Annotated in this window: 20 protein-coding genes; 8 read left to right on the top strand and 12 right to left on the bottom strand. The window is 62.5% G+C overall.

Translation table 11 applies throughout. The features are described 5' to 3' along the window. The first annotated feature begins 11 nt into the window (after nucleotides 1–11). A complete protein-coding gene (locus KTR60_RS29275; protein WP_416309252.1) occupies nucleotides 12–389 on the top strand; it encodes an IS3 family transposase in 378 nt (125 codons plus the stop codon). Between the two features lie 467 nt (nucleotides 390–856). Further along, nucleotides 857–1,333, top strand: coding sequence for a DUF5956 family protein (locus KTR60_RS03050; RefSeq protein ID WP_228401797.1), 477 nt, complete (start codon nucleotides 857–859; stop codon nucleotides 1,331–1,333). 394 nt (nucleotides 1,334–1,727) lie between these two features. Here the strand turns inward: KTR60_RS03050 and KTR60_RS03045 are convergent, their stop codons facing one another. Beyond that, nucleotides 1,728–2,081, bottom strand: coding sequence for a hypothetical protein (locus tag KTR60_RS03045; RefSeq protein WP_228401795.1), 354 nt, complete (start codon nucleotides 2,079–2,081; stop codon nucleotides 1,728–1,730). A 558-nt stretch (nucleotides 2,082–2,639) separates the two neighbouring features. On the opposite strand from KTR60_RS03045, the gene KTR60_RS03040 reads away from it, so the two are divergent. Then, nucleotides 2,640–3,161 (top strand): 2-oxo-4-hydroxy-4-carboxy-5-ureidoimidazoline decarboxylase, encoded by a 522-nt coding sequence (locus KTR60_RS03040; RefSeq protein WP_054826198.1) that lies wholly within the window; start codon nucleotides 2,640–2,642, stop codon nucleotides 3,159–3,161. A gap of 56 nt (nucleotides 3,162–3,217) precedes the next feature. On the opposite strand, the gene KTR60_RS03035 is transcribed toward KTR60_RS03040, so the two are convergent. The 9 genes from KTR60_RS03035 to KTR60_RS02995 form a co-directional block, all read right to left on the bottom strand. Then, entirely contained in the window at nucleotides 3,218–3,673 is a 456-nt protein-coding gene (locus tag KTR60_RS03035; protein WP_003941110.1) for a tellurite resistance TerB family protein, read from the bottom strand. 84 nt (nucleotides 3,674–3,757) lie between these two features. Beyond that, nucleotides 3,758–5,314 carry a TerD family protein gene (locus KTR60_RS03030; RefSeq protein WP_228401792.1) on the bottom strand — a complete coding sequence of 519 codons (1,557 nt, stop codon included), beginning with the start codon at nucleotides 5,312–5,314 and terminating at the stop codon, nucleotides 3,758–3,760. Nucleotides 5,315–5,354: 40 nt separating this feature from the next. Further along, complete coding sequence (locus KTR60_RS03025) at nucleotides 5,355–6,248, bottom strand: SGNH/GDSL hydrolase family protein (RefSeq protein WP_003941085.1); 894 nt, start codon at nucleotides 6,246–6,248, stop codon at nucleotides 5,355–5,357. A gap of 158 nt (nucleotides 6,249–6,406) precedes the next feature. Beyond that, entirely contained in the window at nucleotides 6,407–7,801 is a 1,395-nt protein-coding gene (locus KTR60_RS03020) for a TerD family protein (RefSeq protein ID WP_039972770.1), read from the bottom strand. A 27-nt stretch (nucleotides 7,802–7,828) separates the two neighbouring features. Beyond that, the gene (locus KTR60_RS03015) at nucleotides 7,829–8,626 is read right to left on the bottom strand and encodes a hypothetical protein (protein ID WP_054826428.1); all 798 of its coding nucleotides are present in this window, start codon (nucleotides 8,624–8,626) and stop codon (nucleotides 7,829–7,831) included. Between the two features lie 56 nt (nucleotides 8,627–8,682). Beyond that, a complete protein-coding gene (locus tag KTR60_RS03010; protein ID WP_003941082.1) occupies nucleotides 8,683–9,792 on the bottom strand; it encodes a cysteine protease StiP family protein in 1,110 nt (369 codons plus the stop codon). After that, nucleotides 9,789–11,078 (bottom strand): phosphoribosyltransferase family protein, encoded by a 1,290-nt coding sequence (locus KTR60_RS03005; protein ID WP_228401790.1) that lies wholly within the window; start codon nucleotides 11,076–11,078, stop codon nucleotides 9,789–9,791. The genes KTR60_RS03010 and KTR60_RS03005 overlap by 4 nt, the downstream gene beginning before the upstream one ends. Continuing rightward, nucleotides 11,075–12,232 (bottom strand): HpcH/HpaI aldolase/citrate lyase family protein, encoded by a 1,158-nt coding sequence (locus tag KTR60_RS03000; RefSeq protein ID WP_042950575.1) that lies wholly within the window; start codon nucleotides 12,230–12,232, stop codon nucleotides 11,075–11,077. Before KTR60_RS03000 ends, KTR60_RS03005 begins: the two co-directional genes overlap by 4 nt. A 92-nt stretch (nucleotides 12,233–12,324) precedes the next feature. Beyond that, nucleotides 12,325–13,470, bottom strand: coding sequence for a hypothetical protein (locus KTR60_RS02995; protein WP_007727045.1), 1,146 nt, complete (start codon nucleotides 13,468–13,470; stop codon nucleotides 12,325–12,327). A gap of 243 nt (nucleotides 13,471–13,713) precedes the next feature. Here KTR60_RS02995 and KTR60_RS02990 point away from each other — a divergent pair, with 243 nt between their 5' ends. The 5 genes from KTR60_RS02990 (at nucleotide 13,714) to KTR60_RS02970 (ending at nucleotide 18,095) form a co-directional block, all read left to right on the top strand. Continuing rightward, nucleotides 13,714–14,289 carry a TerD family protein gene (locus KTR60_RS02990; RefSeq protein WP_003941199.1) on the top strand — a complete coding sequence of 192 codons (576 nt, stop codon included), beginning with the start codon at nucleotides 13,714–13,716 and terminating at the stop codon, nucleotides 14,287–14,289. 137 nt (nucleotides 14,290–14,426) lie between these two features. Next, nucleotides 14,427–15,548, top strand: coding sequence for a DUF475 domain-containing protein (locus tag KTR60_RS02985; RefSeq protein WP_054187878.1), 1,122 nt, complete (start codon nucleotides 14,427–14,429; stop codon nucleotides 15,546–15,548). 176 nt (nucleotides 15,549–15,724) lie between these two features. Beyond that, the gene (locus KTR60_RS02980; RefSeq protein WP_042922718.1) at nucleotides 15,725–16,201 is read left to right on the top strand and encodes a GNAT family N-acetyltransferase; all 477 of its coding nucleotides are present in this window, start codon (nucleotides 15,725–15,727) and stop codon (nucleotides 16,199–16,201) included. An 18-nt stretch (nucleotides 16,202–16,219) separates the two neighbouring features. After that, nucleotides 16,220–16,669, top strand: coding sequence for a GNAT family N-acetyltransferase (locus tag KTR60_RS02975; RefSeq protein ID WP_208689910.1), 450 nt, complete (start codon nucleotides 16,220–16,222; stop codon nucleotides 16,667–16,669). A gap of 64 nt (nucleotides 16,670–16,733) precedes the next feature. Beyond that, nucleotides 16,734–18,095, top strand: a complete 1,362-nt coding sequence (locus KTR60_RS02970) for a lipase family protein (RefSeq protein WP_209922002.1) — start codon at nucleotides 16,734–16,736, stop codon at nucleotides 18,093–18,095. An 18-nt stretch (nucleotides 18,096–18,113) separates the two neighbouring features. On the opposite strand, the gene KTR60_RS02965 is transcribed toward KTR60_RS02970, so the two are convergent. After that, a complete protein-coding gene (locus tag KTR60_RS02965) occupies nucleotides 18,114–18,818 on the bottom strand; it encodes an MgtC/SapB family protein (protein WP_003941187.1) in 705 nt (234 codons plus the stop codon). Between the two features lie 9 nt (nucleotides 18,819–18,827). Beyond that, nucleotides 18,828–21,521 (bottom strand): magnesium-translocating P-type ATPase, encoded by a 2,694-nt coding sequence (gene mgtA, locus KTR60_RS02960; RefSeq protein ID WP_228401787.1) that lies wholly within the window; start codon nucleotides 21,519–21,521, stop codon nucleotides 18,828–18,830. Nucleotides 21,522–21,847 lie beyond the last annotated feature (326 nt).

The following is a 21,847-nucleotide window of genomic DNA, read 5'->3' as shown; positions in this document are numbered from 1 at the left end:
GCGAACCGAGGGTGCCGGTACACCGGTTCGACCATCTTCGGGTGCCGCTCCTGCAGTCGAGGGGCCAGCGGACTGTGCGCGACGAAGAACTTCAAGCCGAGGTCAGCCGTGTGCATACCGAGAATTATTCGGTCTACGGTGCACACAAGGTGTGGCTGGAAATGCGTAGTGAGGGCATTGATGTGGCACGGTGCACGATTGATGGGTGTCTTCGGGCTCGAATGCGCACGAAGAGGCATGACCAACCAAGCGCACCGCCATCGCCGATCCACAAGGACATCGCGCGGACGATCTGGTGCAGTGAGGTTCAACCCTGTGACGCCAAAAATGTTGTGGGTGAGCGCTTCAAGTGTTCGGCGACTCGGCCTGAGAGGAGTGAGTATTCATAATCGAGCCGCGTCCAACCCGTCGGACGCGGAACATAGACACCACCGATCACGCTCTCCTGCACCGAAAATTGTTCACGCGTGAGATCAATCGCCGACCCGTCCGGTAACCGGTTCCACCAGTGAAAGTCCACTCGTTCACCTCGAACGTGCACCTCGCCGCGAACCAGGTCACAACCGAAATAGTCGTGCACCACCACCGCAGTAGTCGCACATTGCCCGCGCGCGGGATTCTCCTCCGACCAATCCCCGATGTCTTCTGGAGCGCACGTATCGGGTCCCCATGCAGCGTTCAGTGCTTCGGTCACGCGGACCAAGGAGACGGAATCCATCGACGAAAACTACCATGCAACGTGAACGGCATTTCCTTAGGGAATTCAACTCTGGCAGAGAACAATTGCATCCGTTGCACCTTGCTGCGTCTGCTCCCTTAATGCCGAAATCACAGCTTGCGCACGATAATGGACGACATGGCGCAGTACTGGAGCGAGTATCCATTGTCCGAGGTCGACGGTCAGGTGCCCAGTGCCCTGCCTGTGGGTCGCTACGTCAGCGTCATTTCGAATGGACACGGAGCGCTGACCGCGTGGGTTGCGGGGCCAAGCAGGTGCTACAGGACACCGCATCCGGCATCCGCGCACCCGCCCGTACGGGTTACTCGCGGTGACCCGAGCAGGGAACCCGAGGAAGTCTGGTTCGAGCCATACACCGAAGAAGACCTGCGGATGGTCAACGACGACGTCAACTCCTACCTCGCGGAGGCCGGAGTCCGGTTGCAACCCCGGGGGTACAAATGGCACGTGCTGGTGCCTGAAAGCGTTCGCGATGGCGAAGAACTGGAATACGCGCTGCGTGAGAAGAACCAATACATCGAACCGGCCGAAGTCCTAAGAGCAATAGAGCGATCGTACGAATCACTGGTCAGCCAGATACCGCCGATTTCCTGACCAGTCTCGCCGGTCTACGGTCTCAGCCAGACCAAATCTGTTGCACGATCATCCACAGCCACTCACGGACAGGCTGAGGAAACGGGCTCCAGTACAACCACCAATTGTCCACAACGAACCTTCCTCAATTGTGCTGTTGCACTGAATCAGTGACGACCCGGCGGGTTGACTTCGTCAGCGGACTTGTCGAGCGCAAACCTTTGAATGCTGGATGTCTGAGTCCGCCGTCGGTGCACTCCCGGTATTCCACTTCGCCCACCTAAAGCGGTCCAAATCCGCGTTACCAGACCAGCGCGGCTCACGGATGGACGGACGTAGCACGATAACGGTAGCCATCCTGGTGCGCGTCGGAACCGTACTGCGCAACAAGGTCCTCATATTCAAGGTCCACTAGCTAGCCTGGAGTCAGGACGCGGTACCCAGTCGCCACAATCTCGGAGTAGAACACCCAACAACCGCCGGGAATTTCGGCTGCGTCGAGTACACCCCAGCCTTCCTCGGCGTGGAACTCACGGACGACTGCGCTTGCCCGGAGCGGCGGCGGGTCCTCGAACGTGGTTTCGGCAACGAGGTCCGAATCCGTAATCTCAGTGATGGTGCCGTCGGGATCGATGTTCCAGGCTGTGGCCCCGGTGAATGTCGGCTCTCGCCCCGGAAAGCTCTGTGGGCCGAAGACCGAGATACCGGCCGCGATGACCGCCAATGCCGTCAGCGCATATCCCCATCGCCGGGAATTTCGGGAGCCCATGGCATGGACGCTACAGGCACCACTACGCCTAGTAGGGGCTGCTCGAATCGTGGGTCGTCGAGCACGGCGTCTATGCGGCAGTCGGCAACAATCTGCGCGATGCCGCTCGTCCGCAGCGATGGTGGCGAAATGTGGATGATCGTCGTTTGTTTCCTGGAGCAGTGGGTGGCCGCAATCTCGTCTTCCACGCATCCTCGAGTGCGGCTCGTAGAACCGGTCCCGGTGATGGCCGAAGCAATGTACGAATGCGCCAGGCGGTGATGCCGAGGGCAATGGCGATCGCGAGCGCCTTGGCTGGATATAGGCCCGCCGGCGAATAGCGTCAGTCATGATCGGGTTTTTCCTTCTAGAGATTCCCGGTCTGGAGCCTCGCCGGTTGTCGCCGGTGGGGCTTCTGCGTTGTGTGGGTCAGCTCGTTACGCCGCGTTAAGAACCTGAAAACTCGGTGAGCAAACCTTCCTTTCCCAGGTGAAGCAGTGAATTATCGAAGTGGCCGCACATCTGGTTACCGCGCGGCATGGCGAGCGCGCCTGAAGGCACAACGGGCCGGGAGGTCACATGCTGCTACATCAATCGATCGGGTTGGAGCGCTTCAACGAACTACCGCGACAGAAGGCGGTTCACGCACTGTTCGAGTGCTGCTGCTCGCTGACGTGGGCCGGGTGGGTCAGCGACGGACGCCCGTTCGCCGATCACGCGGAGATCCTCTCGCGAGCCGAGGACGCGATTCTCAACCTCTCGGACGTCGACGTCGAACGCGCCCTGCAATGCCATCCACCGATCGGCGTGCGCAAGAACAGCGTGCCGTCCCACCTCGAGCAATGCTCGATCTGGGTTCCGGACGACGCCGTCATGGCTACCATCTATCGCGCCGGCGAGGAGTACGAGCGAAACTTCGGCTTCCGGTATCTGTGGTGTTCGCACGGCCATGACGCCGACGACCTGCTCGAGAACATCGGCCAGCGCATGTCCAACGAACGGTCCGTCGAGCGCAAGGTCTGCGTCGACGAGCTCGCCAAGATCACGCGGACGAGGATCGAGCGCATGCTCGGGCCCGAGGACGGTTATCCCGAGTACTGAAAAGAAAAGCGGGTGCAGCGCTTTCGCGCCGCACCCGCTTTCATACCCTGAATCGATCAGAGATCGAATTCTGCCGGAGAGATTCCGACGGCAAAACACATGTCGCGTACGACGCCGCGCTCGTGCTCGTCGAAGTTGCCGTCCGCGCCGCCGATGATGATGCCGATCTGGATGACCGCGCGGGCCTGATCCTGCTTCGACTTGAGCTTGGCGATGGTCGCGGTTGCCTCGACCTTGCCGAACTCGTAGTCCGAGGACAGCTTGCTGCAGTACCAGTCGAACTGCTCACGAAGCTCGTCCGGCGGGAAGACCGCGAGCGACTCGTTGCTCATGATCAGCGCGGCGGTCTTCTGACGCTCCGACGGATCGATCGAACCGTCTGCGGCGGCGATCAACGCGCACATTGCCATGCTCGCGTTCTTGAATTCCTTGTTCTGGAACTGGCTGGTCTTTGTCTTGAGCTGGCCGTTCATCTCCTGAGCCTTAGCCTTCAACTGATCCCAGAATGCCATGAGTCTCCTCGAGTATTGCCGCCACACACCGCGCGTGGTCGTACCACCACTCTGCCTGTGCGCTCGGCAATCCGCCATCGGCCACTAGGTGCGGTCGAACACTGCCAGAATTCGCGACTCGGAGATCGGGTCGAGCACGTCCGGGGTGAAGTGCCATTGCGTGCGGGTCCACGGATCGTGAACCTCCGTCTGCCCTGCTGCCGAAAGATGTTGGCACCCCTCGGACAGCGCGGCGACGGATTCTTCCGCGAAGTTCGACTCATCCTCTCCGACAATCAGTATCGACAAACCGATTCCCGGTCCGCGTTCGGCGAGGAACATGATGGTCTGTGCGTCTTCGGCGGAGTACCCGTGCGGGAAATCGCTGAGGATCAACAGGCGCAGGGAACTCGGGCCATCTGCGACACCACTCATTCGCGCGAGTTCGCCCATGTCGACGGCCTCGGCCAGTGCCCGCAAGCGCGCCGAGATCTCGGTGTGAGCGGTGATGACCGGCCCCGCGAGCATCGGTGCCAGTCGGTCGGTCAGTGGCGTGAGCGAGCCGGTCAGATCGACGACGTCGAGTAGCGGCATCGGGCCGGCGGCCATGACGCGCACGGTGACGGCACTGATCAGACCGAGCGCTGCTTTGCTCGACGTGCTGTCCACCCAGATCGGCCGGCGCAATGGCAACGGGACGCAGTACGGAACGGTGAGTGTGCCGCGGTCCGGAGCCGACAGCTCGCCAAGACGCATTCCGTCGCTGACGGCCGTGATCTGGGCCGGATCGGTTGTACCCGCCCACGACACCGACTTCCACGACGCCATCGACCGTGGGAGCACGCCGTCGATCACACCGAGTTCGTGCGCAAGCTGAGCGCTGTCGCGGGCGTGGTTGTCCCGTGCGAGTGAGACGAGGTCGTCGTGACGCTTCTGTGCGGCATCGCGCGCCGCCACTCCCGCTGCCGAGTTCCGCAACGACGGATCTGCGACGGCAGCGGTCAGATCCTCGTCCAAACGGGCAAGCGCGTACTCACTGCTGGAGACGAAGGAAGCGGCAGAACGCGAGGCGTCCTCGAAGATCATCCACGCACGCTCGAGGCCGCGGCCCACCTCCAACGGCTCCACGGCGGAGTCCCACGCGGGCGCGGCTGTCGGGGCTGGTTGCGCCGGCTCGTCGTCGACCTCGACGCCGTGCACCGAGATCAGTTCCGCCAGACCACCCGCATAGCCCTGCCCTACGGCCCGAATCTTCCAGGAACCGGACTTCCGGTACAGCTCCCAGCAGATGACCGCTGTCTCGGTACCTGCGGTGGGGATCGCGAATTCGGCCAGGACCGAACCGGATTGATCGCTCAGGGTGGCGGAGAGCCCGGCCGTGCGAAATGCGCCCGCGGCCGTCGCTGCCGGATCCACGCTGACGATGCACAACACGGCCGCGGCATCGGGGTGAAGTCGATCGAGTTCCACCCGGATGCCGCTCTGGTCGAGTTGCACTCCAGCGGTGGATGGTTGGTTGTAGAAAACGAAGTCCGCGGACGCCAATGCCCGCAGGTTCGCGTCCGCTACCAGCGCCGACACGTCGAACGGCGTCTGGCTCTCGGCTCGAAACGTCACCACGGGCGCCTGCAGCGGCGCGTTCTGTCCGGGAACAAAAGTCATACCCACAGCAGCGAACTATGCCATGACCGGGCTCTCTCGGTCAGCCTTGCACGTCCGCCACCACTAGATCGGCCACCGCGGTCATCCCAGCGTCCGTGAAGTGCAAGCGCTGCGCCGTCGACTCCGAGAACAGGCCTTCGAACCAACGCTGATCTGCACTCGCACATGCGTCGTGCCCGCCGGCGATGCTCGCCGCCGCAATGTCGACGGTGCGCACACCGTGGGCGTGGGCGACCTCGTCGAACTTCGTGTTGTAGCGCGCGAAATAGTCCATGAACCAGGCTGCGTCGGCGTCGGAGAACGGGATGTTCGGCCAGCATCCGCGAGAGGAGATCATGCCGCCCTCACCGATCAGGTAGATGCGAGCGTTAGGCGCGCGCTGCGTGACCGCGGTCAGGATGCGATCCAATTCTCCGGCAGCCCGGTCGATTCCGGATTGGGCGACGGAATTCGCGAGCGGGTCGTACCGGCATCCACGATCGGTTCCTGGCCCCGGAGCGACGCACAGGGGACCGAGGAAGATGCTGTTGGAGTCGTTGCCGCCGATCGAGATGGTGATCAGGTCGGTGTCCGGGTGAACGGCATCGAGTTGGACAGGCCAGTAGTTCGGAATCAGCTGTGGAGTGTCGATGATGTTCTCGGCGCGTGCCGCGCTGCAAGAGACGTCGGCGAACTCCGCGACCTCGAGTGCCCGAGAGATCTTGCCCGCGAAGTTCTCGTACGAACGCGAACAGGCGTCGGGGTACATCGGTTCCAGCCTTGGGCCGGAGGCGCGGGAGTCACCGAGGGCGACGTACTTGATCCCGGTGCCGGATACACCTGACAGCGTTTCCGACTGCGGCACCGAAGCCTGCGCGATCCCGGTGCTCACGAGCGCCAGCACAACGCCTGCGACAGCCGCCGCCCGACCGAGAAGTTTCCCTCGAATGATCATCTACTGTGCCAAGTCCTCTCGCGCACGGCCGCTCGACTGACGGCTCGACATGCCGCATGAGGTTAACGCACAGAGGGGGAAACGATGTCCGGTTCGACGGACGGCGATCGAAATCACCTACCGCCGAACCGGATTCATCTCGACTATGCAGTCTCGACTCAAGCAGTGAGGAAACGGCCCAGCTGCGGCGCAGCTTCTCCTGCGTGCTTGGCCTGGATACCTTCACCGATGGCCTGCAGCTTCCATTCACCGTTCACGCGGTACACCTTTGCCATCACCATTCCGGTGAAAGCCATGCCGCCCTGGAGCGTGTATCGAGCGAGCTCGGAGTTGGTGGTGCTGTCCACGAGACGGCAGAAAGCGTTGGAGACCTGCTCGAACGTGTGTCCGCGGTACGAGGTCACGGTGAAGATCACGGTGGTCACGTGAGCCGGGACCCGCTGCAGATCGACGAGCATGACCTCGTCGTCGCCGTCTCCGTCGCCGGTCAGGTTGTCACCCATGTGACGGACCGAGCCGTCCTTGGACGTCAACTGACCGTAGTAGCAGACGTCGACGAGGTTGCCGTCGGCGTACAGGAGTGCCGAAGCGTCGAGGTCGACGTCGGCGGTACGGCTTCCGAACAGGCCGCTCTTCTTGATCGGATCCCAACCCAGACCCATCTGGATCATGGTGAGCGCGACGCCGCCCTCCTTGCGGAGTGTGACCTTCTGTCCCTTGGTCAGGCTGACGGGGCGTCCCTTGACCAGGCTCACCTCGGGCTGCTGCGCCGGCGGCTGGTTCTGCACGGGAGGCGCCGGGGGTGCCTGGTTGTACGTCGGCTGCTGGTTGTACGCAGGCTGCTGCGCCGGCGGGTAGGCCGGCGGCGTCGGTCCCTGGTTGTAGGCAGGCGGCTGGTTGTACGCGGGCGGGGCCGGCGGAACCGGCGGCGCGTTGTACGAAGGCTGCTGCTGCGGCGGCTGGTTGTACGCCGGCGGTGTAGGAGCGACGGACGAGGGCGGGGTGATCGGCGCCGGAGCCGCGACCGGAGTGGGCGGCGGCGGCGCGGGCGCATCGTCGACCGACACACCGTGATCGGTGACCAGCGCGGCAAATCCACCCGCGTACCCCTGGCCGACGGCGCGCACCTTCCACGCACCCTGGCGTCGGTACACCTCGAGCGCGATGACGATGGACTCGGTGGTGAGGCCGTCGATCACGTACTCGTACAACACGTTCCCGGCCGCATCGGAGACCCGAGCGGTCGGTGCAGCAGTGCGCCCGAAGTTCGACGAAGCGTCGTCGAGCGTGATGACGGCGCGAACCTGCTCGATATCGGCGGGTACGCCGGCGAGTGAGACTCGGAGTGAGGCAATGCCACCCGGGTTGGGTACCAATTGCACGCCGGGTCCGGTCGGCTGGTTGAAGAAGACGAAGTCGGCGTCGGAACGAACTTTTCCGTTGCTCGTCACGAGGAGTGCAGACAGGTCAGCGGCCGCAGCCAGCTGAACCGAGACAACTACATCCGAGACGTCCAGCGGGCCGTTCTGCCCTTTGGCAAGCGATACAGACAACTAAATCCCCTTCATAGAGAGCGTGTATTACCCGAGCGCGGAAGAGAACCACCGCAAGATCTCCGCGCTCGCTGCGATACCGGACCTTTCTGTCACAGTAACGGTCGGCCGTTGCCAATTCAGTTCTTCCAGCTCACCGTGCCTGGGCCTGATCGCGAAATCGGAGTATTCGAGCATGTCCGCATCCAATGCGCCGTCACCAGCCGAGATCACGACGGCGGACTGATCCAGATCACCCGACTCGACCAGTCTGCGGCGCACCTCTGCCAGCGCTCGTGACTTCGACACGGCGTCGGGCATCGTGTAGATCTTCCGGCCTTGACGCGAAACATTCCAGCCCCGCGTCACGCACCAGTGATTCCATTCGGTTTCGAATTCACTCGGCATCACGGCCAGATCGACGACCAGGTATGGAAACAGGTCGTCGGCAACACGAATGGAGCTGACCCAGCTCGAGTCGATCCGCGATTCCAGTTCGGCCTGAACCTGCGGCAACTCGGCGCCGGCCTTACGGGTCGACCGGTCGATCTCGTTTCGCCAGTCGCGATCGGCTTCGCCGTCCACCAGGATGTTTCCGCCGTTGCTCGTGATCGCGTACTTCCACGGTCCGCCGGGAAGATCGATCCGCTGGAACTGCGCAATGGTCCTGGTGGTTGTCGGAATCACCGGAACCCGCGAGCTGAGCGCAATCAGCAGTTCGATCGATTCGACGCTCATGTGCGAGAGCGGACCGCCGTTGTAGTACTCGACGCACAGCGGGCTCGGTGCCGAATCCAGGTCGGAGCCACTGGGATCGCCGCCGATCGCGGCCTGCGAATAGATCATCGTGCGGTCCAGATCCGTGGCGATCAGGACCTGGGACGCAGCGGTGTCCACACGGCTCACGTGATGTCCTTGATCAGGCCGACACACGAGTAGGCGAGATCCGGGACGACCTCGACCGGGACCCCACGGGCCTGTGCCAACAACCGGATGTGTGCGTGCTCCGGGGCTTCGAGTTCGCGCACCAGAACCTTCCAGGGAAGCCGGCGCAGCAGCACCCTGGTTGTTTCTCCGACACCGGGTTTGACGAAGTTGACCGTCGAGATCCCGTACTCGGCCTGCACCTTCTCCACCGACTCCCAACCGGCCCAGGTCGGCGTCCGATCGGAATCGAGCACTGCAGCAAGAGAATCCGCTGCGTCGCCGCGAACCGAATCGAACTCGGCCGAGACCACGTCGAGCAACCTGTTGGAAACGTCGACGTCGGCGAGGTCGGCGTAGAACTTGGCGCCGTGGAAATCGCCGGGCCCGATGAGGGTGTCGTTGAGGACAGTTCGTGAGACCAAGCCGGACACCGTCGAATTGAGGCACGCCGACGCGATCAGGAAGTCGTCACGGGTCCCGTACGTTCGCACGCAGTGTCCGGGGTCGGCGAGAACAGCCAGATCGGAGTCGAACTTCGCTCCGCCTGCCTCGTGGTACTCCGTCAACGCTGCGTCGAGTTCGCGGGCGATGGCGCCCTTGCCCGTCCAGCCGTCGACAAAGACGACGTTCTCCGAGTCGTGATGGTGCGCAAGATAATCGAGTGCGACGGAATCGATTCCTTTGCCACGGACGATGGACACCGCATAGTGCGGCAACGTCAACCCGCGGGTCTGCTGGGCCCAGCGCCGCATCAGAATCCCGATCGGTGTTCCGGCCCGGGCGAGTGAGACCAGCGTGATGTCACTCCCCCGCTCGGCCAAGACCAGGTCCATCACGGTCCCGACAGCGCGCGCCAACCGTGGAGCGCTCTCGGCGAGCACCGTCTCGAAAAGATCCCGGTATGCCTGATCGGGTTGGTACTCGATGGGGAGAGACTCGGCATAGTGCGCCTCACCCGACTGAATACGCTTCTCGCGCACGGATACATCCGCTTCGAGATCCACGTGCGAGAGATCCTTGAGCAGCCACTTCACTTCGCCCGGCGCGTACGAACCGAATTCGGGCCCGACCAATGGTTCGTTCATGACGAGCTCCCTGCTCTGGAATCTCGCAGCGCCGACGGATCGGCCCCGCGAACGGTGGCGACCAGGACGTCGGTGCCGGAGTTCCGCAACACCTCGACCACTCCGTCCATCGCCGTCAACCGATCGGTGTCGGCGGGCTCGTCGATGACCAGCAACGCAAGGGCGTCGACCGCCGCATCAGGCCACTGCGCGTTGTAGACGAATCGAGGCTCGTTCTCGCCCAGTTCGGGCGCCGGAAAGGTGAACCCGCGACGCAGCGGGTATCCCGGCACGTCAACGACGTAGGCGGGTGAACGCGTCGTGGTCTGGTAACGAACTGCTCGCCCAGAGCTTTCCAAGCCCGCAGCGATGCGCAGTGGCAGGTACATCAACTCCTCGTGACCGATCACGATCACAGCACGCGACGCGTCGATCGACGATTTGAGAATGGACACCGCTGCCTCGACGGCTGACTCGAATGCCGCGGTGTCGCCGTCGAGAAAGCCGTGCCTGCCACCGTCGGGGACATGTGCCGGCCACGGCAGATCCATCTGAGACAGCGTGCCGCGGCGGTCACCGATCGGATTCAGATCCGGAGCATCCAGCGCCGTGACGCGCTCGGTCAGGCCGTCGGGCAGGACCGTCGAACCCGAAGCGAGAGAGACGTGGTCGATTCGTACATTCAACTCTGCCGCCGCGGCTTCGCCGGCGACTCGGTGTTCCTCGGTTCTCATGTCCACCAGCGAGGCCACGACGTAGCGGCTTCGCGGGCATTGCCCGTGCAGCGCCCGGATGGCATCGATCGCGGTGGCGCCGGTGGAGATCTCGTCGTCGACGAGGACCAGAGGCAGGTCGTTCTCGAACAGTTCGGCGGACGTCGGCTGCATCAGATGGCTCGTGGCGTGCGAGTGCCCCTCCTCGAACCCGGCGAGCGTCGTAGCACCTGGTACGTCTCGGCGCGTGGAGTGCAGGTAGCAGTGAGCGCGCAGACGGGCCGCAACGCAATGACCCAAACCTGTTGCGGTTTCGGCAAACCCGAGCACGACGACGTCGACACCCTCACCGAGGGTTGTCCGCACCAGATCGCCGAGGTCGTCGGCAGCACCGATGACCACGGACGGCTCGGTGGGCACGTGCTTTCCCAGCACAGTGGACACCAGCAGGTGAGCGCGACGCGGATTCCGCCGAAGACCCGGGATCACCAGATCGGGCACCGAATGCCCGAGCGACGAATCACCGTGAACGAGGTCCAAGCCGAATTCTGCTGTAGCCCAGGGAACGTCCTTGGACTGGACAACCTCTGTCATCGATCGACCAACGCCGTCAGCAACTCGACGAACGTGATTCCCTTGTTGGTCACACCGAACACGTGAGCTCGGAGCGCAGTCTGATGGGCCCAATTGCGGTGCGGCTTCATCTCGTTCATCTTGTTCCGGTAGCCGGACGCCTGAACTCCCCCGGCGTCGGCACCGAGAATGTCGAGGGCATCGTGATATTCCTCGTGCGTGACGGCGGACAATGCATTGACCGCTGCGACGTGCGACGGGTGGATGACCGTCTTGCCCTGGATTCCGTTGGCTCGGTCCAGCGCGATCTCACGGAGCAGACCGTCGAGGTCGCGGCTGACGAGATGCTGACGGAACCGGACGGCGTCGTGTTCCTCGAACGGGGTGGCGCGCAGCATCGGCCGGAACATGCGTTCGTGATCGGCGAAGTACTCCCACACGGGCCCGGTGATGACAAAACCCGAACCGTCCGCGCGCCCGAGATAGTTGACGATGTCGGCGATGACGTCGACCACCACGCGCACGTCGTAGATGGTCAGATCGCGGTCACGACGGATGCCGAAGGTGCTGCACATGTCGGTGGCGCCGATGCGGACGGCAAGGATTCGATCGCGGTGTTGCGCGAGAATCCCACTGATGGTGCGCAATTCGAGATCGCGAGTATCGCGGTGCACAAGCGCGGGTGATTCGAGTACCGGCATCGCGTAGAGATGCTTGCCCAGCAACTCGGATGCGTCCGCGACGGCGTCGAGAAACACGGGGCCGGACTCGCTGCCGAACTTCGGGATGACGAACCCGGTGAGCGCGGCGCGCCCCTCGGTCAACGACGCGGCGACCTTGTGGATGTCCGCGACTTCACGGACCCGTACGAACAGCAGCATGCCGACGGCGTCGGTGGACGCGATCTTGTCGAGAGCGTCAACCGCGTTCGCTCGCGCCGACTCCACCTCGTGATCCGCGACGGCGTCCTCGAGATCAAGCACCATCGAGCTGACGCCCTCGGACGCACGCTTGACCACGATGTCGGCCAACCCGGCTCGGGTGGCAGGAACGTAGAGAGTTGCACCCAGAGCAATCGCGAGCAGATCCCTCTCGTCGGAATCCGCGAACGATCGAGGCGCATGCAGGAACAGTTGCTCCCGCACGTCATCCTCGAGATGTTGAAAGTGCTGCATTTCTCTTCTCTCTGTAACCGCAATCAAGTCCATGAAACGACCCCCTGTGACAACGCGTCGAGCAACTCCGATCCCCCGATCGGCCCGACCATTCAGTTTTTGCCGGCTCGCGCCCGCATCTTCTCGACAACTTCGGTGATGAACGTCGATACCGAGTCCAGCTGTAATACATACGACCAGTAGTCCGGATGAGTTCCCGACAGTGACGCACTCGCTCGCTCGATCCTTGCTAGTTGAGCATCGAGTACGGAGCCCCACTCCGCCACCAACCCTTGGTTAACAGCGAACATCTGGGCGTCTTTCAGCCGGAAACGAACCTCACGTTCCTTTTGGCTCGGATCTGCCCGGACTGCACGCAGAGTAGCGAGACGGTCCGTCACGGCGTCGGCACACGCTTCGGCGTCGGCGAGGTGCACGCGGGCTTCGGCCATCAAAGCCAGTGCATGTTCGGGGTTTCCCGCAGCCAGCGACTGCTTCGCTTCCTTGAGATCGATGTCGGCCTGATCGATATGCGCTCGGCTGCGACTGCTGTTGTCGACGAGGTCAGCAGAACTCGCGGCGTTGAACTCGCGCAGCAATGCGGAGTACGCCGGATCCAGGCGGTCCACTCGAGTGCGCACTGCCGACAACCTGGTCGAGACCGAGGAAATCGTCATCTCGGCACGGTGCTGGGTCGACGGGGCTTCTGCCAATGCTTCCTCGAGCGCCGATACCGCTTCGCGGACACTCTCGGCCCGCGTGCGGACTGCGTCGGCGCGACCGGATGAGCGCGCATTGTCGAGCGCTGCAACCGCGTCGTCGAGGTGTTCGGAGGCCGTCACCACCGACGGGTACTCGCGATAGCGCTGATCGGTGGCAGCCAGTTTTTCCCGGACGGCGTTCGCCAGGGTTCGGGCCTGCTGGCCGAGGACGGGAATGGCGGACATGGTGACCGTCGCCTGCTCGAGGTGCGCACGATGCCCGTTGTAGAAGGCGTCGACGCCCTTCGCCGCCTCGACGAGTTCGGCTACCGACTTTTCGAACGCCGCCCGAGCACCGTTCGGGTTCTGGTGAAGTACCTGATCGTTGCCATAGCGCTCGGATGTGTCGAGGTAATCCGACGCAGCCTGGAAGCACCGATCCCGAACGGGTTCCCACGCAGCGCGCAGCCCTCGCTCGGGGTACAGCTCGGCGGAAGCGTCGACTGCTGCCGACGCGATGGTCTGCCGCTTGTCCATGTCGAGGAACGCCGAAACCATGGCCGTCTGCGCCTCCCGCGCACGACTGACCGACTCCCCCACTCTTGCCCCCCGATTGAAGCGCTCCGACCATCTTCCCACCACGATTGAATCCTACGGGTCCAGCACTTCGCTTCTCGGTTCGTAATTCTGCTGTTACGGCGAACACACCGGAACTGCGGTTAGGGTGGTGGAGGTAAACACACTCCCAAGACGACTTCGCGTCGTAGTGGGCCTTGTCTCTCCTCTTGAAAGGACCCCTGAATGGGCGTCAGCTTGACCAAAGGCGGCAATGTCTCTCTCACGAAGGAGGCCCCGAACCTGACTGCAGTGGTCGTCGGCCTGGGCTGGGACGCACGTTCCACCACCGGAGCTGCTTTCGACCTCGACGCCAGCGCAATCGGCGCAGGCTCGAACAAGAAGGTCCTCTCCGACCAGCACTTCATCTTCTTCAACAACCTCCGTTCGCCCGACGGCTCGATCGAGCACAAGGGTGACAACACGGACGGCGAAGGCGAAGGCGACGACGAGCAGATCGACGTGAACCTCGCAGCGGTTCCCGCCGAGGTCGAGAGCGTTGTCTTCCCCGTCTCGATCTACGACGCAGAAGCTCGCTCGCAGTCCTTCGGCCAGGTCCGCAACGCGTACATCCGCGTCGTCGACAAGTCGAACGGCAACGAGCTCGCTCGTTACGACCTCTCCGAGGACGCTTCCACCGAGACCGCCATGGTCTTCGGTGAGCTGTACCGCAACGGTGCAGAGTGGAAGTTCCGCGCAATCGGCCAGGGCTACGCGTCCGGCCTCGCGGGCATCGCGCGCGATTACGGCGTCAACGTCTGATCTTCGCTCTCGACGAGCTGACTCGGGGAAGGTTCCGCAGTAGTCTGTGGAACCCTCCCCGTTTTCACGTTCGGATGCGGTGAGAGACCGCTTGCAGTAACCACTCTGCATTGACCAACTAGAAAGGGCCACGCTCCGTGGTACTGCGAATATTCGGTTTATCCATCGCAATTTCGATCCTCGCGATGATCGTTGCGTTCATCTACGGCGGACCCGAGGCACTGTTCCTCGTCATCATCCTGTCGATTCTGGAAATCTCGCTTTCCTTCGACAACGCCGTCATCAACGCCACTGTTCTGCAAAGAATGAGTGAATTCTGGCAGAAGATCTTCCTCACCATCGGCGTCATCATCGCCGTCTTCGGTATGCGTCTGGTGTTCCCGCTCGTGATCGTCTGGGCTGCATCCGGTCTCGGACCCGTAGCTGCACTCGACCTGGCATTGAACCCGCCTGCGGACGACGCCGCGTACTTCGCCAACGGCGAGCCGAGCTACGAAACCATCCTCACCGACGCTCACCCGCAGATCGCTGCCTTCGGTGGCATGTTCCTGCTGATGCTCTTCCTCGGATTCATCTTCGAAGAGCGTGAGATCACCTGGCTGTCCTGGCTGGAGAAGCCGCTCGCTCGCATCGGCAAGCTCGATCAGCTCTCCGTCGTCGTGGCCGGCATCGTCCTGGTTCTCAGTGGTTCTTTCCTCGCTGCTGACGACAAGGTCTCCACCGTCATGATCTCGGGCGTTCTGGGCATGATCACCTACATCGCGGTCAACGGATTGGGTGAACTGTTCAATCTGCCGGAAGAAGGCGAAGAGGAAGAAACCACCAAGTCCGGCGGCCCCACGCAGCTCGCGAAAGCGACCGGTAAGGCCGGCTTCTTCCTGTTCCTCTACCTCGAGGTCCTCGACGCGTCCTTCTCCTTCGACGGCGTCATCGGCGCATTCGCCATCACAGCAGACCCGATCATCATCGCCCTCGGCCTCGGCTTCGTCGGCGCGATGTTCGTCCGTTCCATCACGGTCTTCCTGGTCCGCAAGGGCACGCTCTCCGATTACGTCTACCTCGAGCACGGTGCGCACTGGGCCATCGGCGCTCTGGCCGTCATCTTGATGGTGTCCATCGGCGTTCACATCAACGAGATCATCACCGGCCTGGTCGGTGTCTTCTTGATCGGCGCTGCTTTCATCAGCAGCCTCATTCGCAACAAGCGAATCGCGAACGCAGATCCGAAGTTGGACGAGAACACTCCCGCAACTGTCTGACGTTCTTTTTCACGAAACGCCCGCGACCAATTGGTCGCGGGCGTTTTGTTTGTTATGCCTGAATTGAAACGCTCTGCATTCACAACCGCGCGCCAATTGTTCAGCCGCGCGCCAAATTCAGCCTGCGGGTGAACAATTGCCCTGCGGGTGCGAAGAACCTATTCGTAAGGGAAACCATGAACGAGATAGTCATAGAGCGCGCAACGGACGAGGACGCCGCGGAAATCCTTGTTCTACAACGCTGTTGCTGGGTTTCGGAAGCAATCTCCAACAACAGCATGGACATACCCCCGCTCCACGAGGACCTACCCACGGTCCGAGCCTGGGTTCAGGAGTCGACTGTCTGGACCGCACGACGCGGCGGCCGGCTCGTCGGGGCCGTGCGAGGAACCGCGGACGGAACCGCATGGCAGATCGGTCGCCTCATGGTGGCACCGGACTTGGCGGGCAACGGCCTCGGCCGACGCCTCTTGCAGCACGTGGAACAGAACGCTCCGGAGCACATCACACGTTTCGAGCTGTTCACCGGAAGCAGGAGCCTGCGGAACATTCGCCTGTACACCCGAGCGGGCTACTCCCAATTGCCGCCGGACCCCAGCCACATCCCCGGAGTCGTCTACCTGTCCAAGCCGAACGCCATCAACTCCGACTGAACGGCGATACTGACTTCTGTGGTGAACATTCGCGTCGCAGCGCAGACAGACTTGCCGTTCTTACGTGAGCACGACTCGCACGTCGCTGCCGAGGAACTCGCGTCAGTGGTCCAACGCGGCCGGATACTCATCGCCGAGGACAACGGTAATCCAATCGGATGGCTGCGCTGGGGCTTGTTCTGGGACGAGATTCCGTTCATGAACATGCTGACCGTCCTGTCTTCGAACCGCGGCCAAGGCATCGGGCGCGCTTTGGTCACAGATTGGGAAAAACGCATGAGCGGCGCGGGACACTCGCAGGTCCTCACCTCGACACTCGCCGACGAATCAGCCCAGAACTTCTATCGCGCAATGGGATATACCGACGCGGGAGTTCTGTTACTCCCAGGCGAGCCCTCCGAAATCTTCCTACGCCGAGACCTCGAGCCTGCGCCCGATCTGACCGATCCCCACATTACCCGCGAGTAATATATGGTGGTCGTCACACCGCGATCTCAGGGTGGGGCGTGGCACACCAATGTGGAGGACGAGTATGTCGTCAAGGGTCTTATCTCGCACAGTTGTCGGAGTACTCGCGGTTGCACTGACAGGCGTCGGTGCACCGGCAGCACTCGCGCAGCCGGCTCTTGCCCAGTCCCCTGATGACAGTTTCTACAGCTACGAGGGCGCGGCGCCTCTCTCGTCGTACGCTCCAGGCGCGGTCCTCGAGACTCGCACCGTGCCGTACACCATTCTCAACATCCCGACCCCGATACAGGCAGTGCAGGTTCTCTACCGATCAACCGACGCCCTCGGTCAGCCGTCGGCCAACGTCACCTCGATCCTGCGCCCGGCCAACGCTCAACCGGATAAAGTTGTTTCGTACCAATCCTTTTACGATTCACTGAACCCCGACGACAGTCCGTCGCGGGCCATCGCGGGCAACACCCCGATCGGAGATTGGACGCCGAGTGGGCGCAATTTCAACGTCGGCGGTACCTTCACGTCCATCGAGGCAGCCTTGTTCGGGCCGCTCTTCGCATTGGGCTACACGATCGTCGTCCCGGACACCGAGGGCCCGGATGCAAACTTCGCTGCCGGACCCGAATACGGGATGATGACGCTCGACGCTCTGCGTGCCGCCCGCGATGTCCCGGAAACCGGAATCACCGACGACGCAGAGATCGCGCTGATGGGTTACTCCGGCGGAGCGATCGCCACCAACTGGGCTTCGATACTCGCTCCCGCATATGCACCGGAGATCAACGACAACTTGATCGGTGCCGCGCAGGGAGGCGTGCTGGTCAATCCGGCCAACAACCTTCGCTACGCGAGCGGAAGCATCGGGTGGGGCGGCGTGGTCGGCATGGCAGTCGTCGGCGTTGCGCGTTCGTACGACATCGATTTCGGGAAGTATCTCAGCGACCGTGGACGCGACGTCATGGCTCGACTCGAAGACGCGTCCATCGGCAATGTGCTGGCACAGTATCCCGGACTGACCTGGCAGGATCTGGTCAAACCCGAGTACGCCGATCCCAATACGGTTCCCGAGTACGTCGATGTCGTGAACAAGATCAACATGGGCACCGCGGCGACACCGACCATTCCGATGTTCATCGCGCAGGCGGCCAACGGCACCATCGAGGGCACCCAACCCGGCGGCCCCGGTGTCGGAGCGGGAGACGGCGTGATGATCACGGGCGACGTCCGCACCCTCGCGCGCAAGTACTGCGACGCCGGCCTGGCGATTCAGTACGACCAGTACGACACCATCAGCCACTTCCTCGGCGCCATGCTCTGGCTCCCCGGTGCGCTCGCCTGGGTCGACGACCGCTTGAACGGCAAGCCTGCACCGTCCAACTGCGCGAACATTGCACCGGGGAACTCACTTGCGCCGCAAGAACATGCGCACTGACTGACAGCGAGCCTGAATCTACTTCGACGGTTCCACCTCCCACCGAACGTGAGTCACCAACGGTTCAAGGCTAAGTCGGCTGACGGCGGATTCCAGGAGTCCGTCGTCACGCTCCGCGGCAGCCAGTTCGGCCACCACCCGCACGCGGTCGCTGTCCGGGATGTCGAAGGACTGCACTGACCGGAGCTGAAACTCGGGCCTCGAAATGGACTGCACGGTAAGACCTCTGATGTGAGCTTCGGCGTCGCCGTGACAGGTCACCTCGAAGGTGTAGTCCGCGGGCGGTTCTTCGCGTCCGGTTCGGGCAGGCTGGTGATCCATCATCCGACCCAACGGCCTCAACAGCGTGTTCGCCAACATGATTGCGCCGGCCCCGAACACCGCGACCCAGTACATTCCGCCTCCGGCCAGTGCGCCGACGGCGGCCGTGGCCCACAGAGTGGCGGCAGTGTTCAGGCCGGTGACCGACGCACCCTGCTTCATGATCACTCCAGCACCGAGGAAACCGATCCCCGAGACGATCTGCGCTGCGACGCGCGTCGGATCGGCGTCCGGGCCCTGAAACCCGTACGCGCCCATGATGACGAAGAGCGTCGCACCCAAGCTCACCAACGCGTTGGTTCGCAGACCCGCCATCCTTGCGCGCCATTGCCTTTCGATCCCGACGGCAGCGCCGAGGACGAGCCCGAGCGCTATCCGCACAAGGATGACGTGGATTTCCACGGTGAACTCCTAGAGCCAGGTCGCGAATCGACGAATGAACATTCCCTTGGCCACCTGCGTGACGACGCAGTATGCCCCGAGGGTGAGGACCAGCCACGGGAAGTAGTTCCACGGCAGTGAAACCAACCCGAGGGAATGACCCCAGGACGTGAACGGGAACACCAGCGCGAAGACGCAGGCAGCGCCCGTGCTGAGCAGTACCGGCAGCGATGCACGCGACTGGATGAACGGGATCTTGCGGGTGCGGATCATGTGAACGATCAGCGTCTGCGAGATCAATGACTCGATGAACCAACCCGATTGGAACAGCGCTGCATGCTCGGGAGAGTTGGCGGCGAACACGAACCACATCAGCGCGAACGTCGAGATATCGAAGATCGAACTGATCGGGCCGATGAACACCATGAACCGGCGAAGGCTCTTGGTCTCCCACTTGCGGGGCTTCGCGAGGAAGTCGTCGTCGACACGGTCCCACGGGATCGTGAGCATCGAGAGATCGTAGATCAGGTTCTGCAACAACAGAACTACGGGAATCATGGGGATGAACGGCAGCAGGGCACTGGCGACGAGCACCGAGAAGACGTTCCCGAAGTTCGACGACGCAGTCATCTTGATGTACTTCTGGATGTTTCCGAAGGTACGACGCCCTTCGATGATTCCTTGTTCGAGTACACCGAGGTCCTTCTCCAGCAAGATGATGTCCGCGGATTCGCGGGCGATGTCCGCCGCTGTGTCAACGGAGATGCCGACGTCCGCAGCCCGCAGTGCGGGTGCGTCGTTGACACCGTCACCGAGGAAACCAACCGTGTGGCCGACCCGGCGCAGCGATTCGACAATGCGTGCCTTCTGCATCGGATCCGTCTTCGCGAATACGGTTGTCCGCTGCACCAACTCGTCGAGGGCGTCGTCGCTCAACGCTTCGATCTCGGCGCCGGAGACCACGGTCCCCACGTCGATACCGACTTTGCCGCAGACGGTTTCGGCGACCAGTTCGTTGTCACCCGTCACTACCTTGACCGCGACTCCGTGGCTCGCGAGGGCTTCGATCGCCCCGGCCGCAGATTCCTTCGGCGGGTCGAGGAAGGCCAGCAGACCGACCAGGGTCATGCCCTCTTCGTCGGCCGTCGAGTACTCGCGGCGCTGCTCTTCGACGACTGTCTTGGTTGCCACCGCAAGCACTCGCTTGCCTTGACCGTTCAGCTCCGCGACCAGACGGTCGACTCGGGCCAGCCATCCCGGTGTCAATTGGTGGGTCACCCCGTCCAGTTCCACCGATTCACAGACCGAAAGGAGCTCTTCCACTGCACCTTTGGTTACGATCAGATCGGCGTCTCCGTGGTCGACCACCACGGAGAGTCGACGGCGCTTGAAGTCGAAGGGAATCTCGTCCACCAACCCGTGCCGACGCGAGATCTCCTCGACCACTTCGGGACCGGCGGCCTCGATCACCGCGTCGTCGAGAAGACTGCGCAATCCGGTCTGATTCACGGAATTGACCGCCGCTAGCCGCAATACGTCCTCGGACTTACGTCCGGCAGTATCGAGATGCTCACCGAGAACGATGCGGTCCTCGGTGAGAGTTCCGGTCTTGTCCGTGCACAGAACGTCCATGGCACCGAAGTTCTGAATCGCGTTGATCTGCTTGACGATCACCTTCTTGCGCGACATGTGGAGCGCACCCTTGGCCAGGTTCGCCGTCACGATGAGCGGCAACATTTCCGGAGTCAACCCCACGGCGGTGGCGACGCCGAAGAGTAGTGCTTGGCTCCAGTCCTTGGTCAGCCCGTTGATGATGAACACCGCGGGAACCATGATCAGCATGAACTTGATCAGCAGATAGCTGACGCTGCGCACCCCGATGTCGAAGCTGGTTTCGGGCCGCTTGGACGCCAATTGTGCTGTCATGGCACCGAAGTAGGTCCGCTTGCCGGTGTGTACCGCGACGGCGGTGCCACTGCCCGACACGACGGAAGTACCCATGAACCCGATGTTCTCGGCTTCGAGCAGCCGATCGACGTCGATCCCCGACGACGGGTCCGCCGACTTCTCGGCCGGCATCGATTCACCGCTGAGCATGGACTGATTGACCTGTAGATCCTTGGCCCGGATGATGCGGACATCGGCCGGGATCATGTCGCCGGCGGCAAGCTGGACTACATCCCCCGGCAGTAACTGCTCGATCGGAATCTCAGCCGTGACCACGGTGTTGTTGATCTTGCGGGTGGCCGCGACGGTCGTCGTAACCATCGCCTTGAGCGCCTCGGCGGCGCGGCTCGAACGGTATTCCTGCCAGAACCTCAGTGAGACACTGACAAAGATCATCAACCCGAGAGTGATGATGCCCTCGTAGGAAGGACCGTCCTCGGGGTCCGCCCAGACCACGTCGGTCCCGACCATGATCAGGGCGAGGAATACCAGGATCAGGATGAACGGGTTCTTGAAGGCTCCCGCGAACTGCACGATTGCCGGCGCCGGGCGGTCGTGGCGGACATCGTTGCGCCCGTATTGCCGACGAAGATCGTCGATCTGATCGTCACGAAGGCCGTTGGCCGTCGTGGTCAGATCCGCGAGAACGGTGCGCGTGTCCGAGGCCGAGAAGTCGACCAATTCCTGTGCGCTTTCCTTTGCCAGGACTGTTGAATGTGTTTGTTGTGCAATGTTTCTCGTGGGCCGTGGCCGCAATGCGAGAACGGAAAATGACATGACGAATCTCCTCGGCTGCCTGAACACGCCGGACCATGCCAGTGCATGAGGGCAGCAGAATGCGCTGAGCGACAATGGAAGTCGTCAGCGGTCGCGGCAACGCCGCGCAGATGAAGCCGAGGATGCAAAGAGTCAGTGACTGAAGAGCAAAAGACCGGGGTGAGCATCGTCGGCAAGAACAGAAGGATGGGTCGAATATCGACTCGGCGGGTCGTCCACGATGGTCACCTCCTGAAAGTTCGGGGCGTCCGATGACGCCACACAAGTACATGCGCACAGCACACGCCAGGAGAACCGAATATCGACGTACTCTCGCCTTCGCCGGA

The organism is Rhodococcus sp. C1, from assembly GCF_020809065.1.
Lineage (GTDB): Bacteria > Actinomycetota > Actinomycetes > Mycobacteriales > Mycobacteriaceae > Rhodococcus_F > Rhodococcus_F qingshengii.
This window is presented reverse-complemented; position numbering and strand designations above follow the sequence as displayed.

Coding starts and splice junctions, on each gene's coding strand:
- KTR60_RS03040 (WP_054826198.1), top strand. CDS start 2,640: ATGCTGCTACATCAATCGATCGGGTTGGAGCGCTTCAACGAACTACCG.
- KTR60_RS03050 (WP_228401797.1), top strand. CDS start 857: ATGGCGCAGTACTGGAGCGAGTATCCATTGTCCGAGGTCGACGGTCAG.
- mgtA (WP_228401787.1), bottom strand. CDS start 21,521: ATGTCATTTTCCGTTCTCGCATTGCGGCCACGGCCCACGAGAAACATT.
- KTR60_RS03045 (WP_228401795.1), bottom strand. CDS start 2,081: ATGGGCTCCCGAAATTCCCGGCGATGGGGATATGCGCTGACGGCATTG.
- KTR60_RS03025 (WP_003941085.1), bottom strand. CDS start 6,248: ATGATCATTCGAGGGAAACTTCTCGGTCGGGCGGCGGCTGTCGCAGGC.
- KTR60_RS02990 (WP_003941199.1), top strand. CDS start 13,714: ATGGGCGTCAGCTTGACCAAAGGCGGCAATGTCTCTCTCACGAAGGAG.
- KTR60_RS02980 (WP_042922718.1), top strand. CDS start 15,725: ATGAACGAGATAGTCATAGAGCGCGCAACGGACGAGGACGCCGCGGAA.
- KTR60_RS03035 (WP_003941110.1), bottom strand. CDS start 3,673: ATGGCATTCTGGGATCAGTTGAAGGCTAAGGCTCAGGAGATGAACGGC.
- KTR60_RS03030 (WP_228401792.1), bottom strand. CDS start 5,314: ATGACTTTTGTTCCCGGACAGAACGCGCCGCTGCAGGCGCCCGTGGTG.
- KTR60_RS02970 (WP_209922002.1), top strand. CDS start 16,734: ATGTCGTCAAGGGTCTTATCTCGCACAGTTGTCGGAGTACTCGCGGTT.
- KTR60_RS03000 (WP_042950575.1), bottom strand. CDS start 12,232: ATGCAGCACTTTCAACATCTCGAGGATGACGTGCGGGAGCAACTGTTC.
- KTR60_RS03005 (WP_228401790.1), bottom strand. CDS start 11,078: ATGACAGAGGTTGTCCAGTCCAAGGACGTTCCCTGGGCTACAGCAGAA.
- KTR60_RS02995 (WP_007727045.1), bottom strand. CDS start 13,470: ATGGTTTCGGCGTTCCTCGACATGGACAAGCGGCAGACCATCGCGTCG.
- KTR60_RS03010 (WP_003941082.1), bottom strand. CDS start 9,792: ATGAACGAACCATTGGTCGGGCCCGAATTCGGTTCGTACGCGCCGGGC.
- KTR60_RS03015 (WP_054826428.1), bottom strand. CDS start 8,626: ATGATCTATTCGCAGGCCGCGATCGGCGGCGATCCCAGTGGCTCCGAC.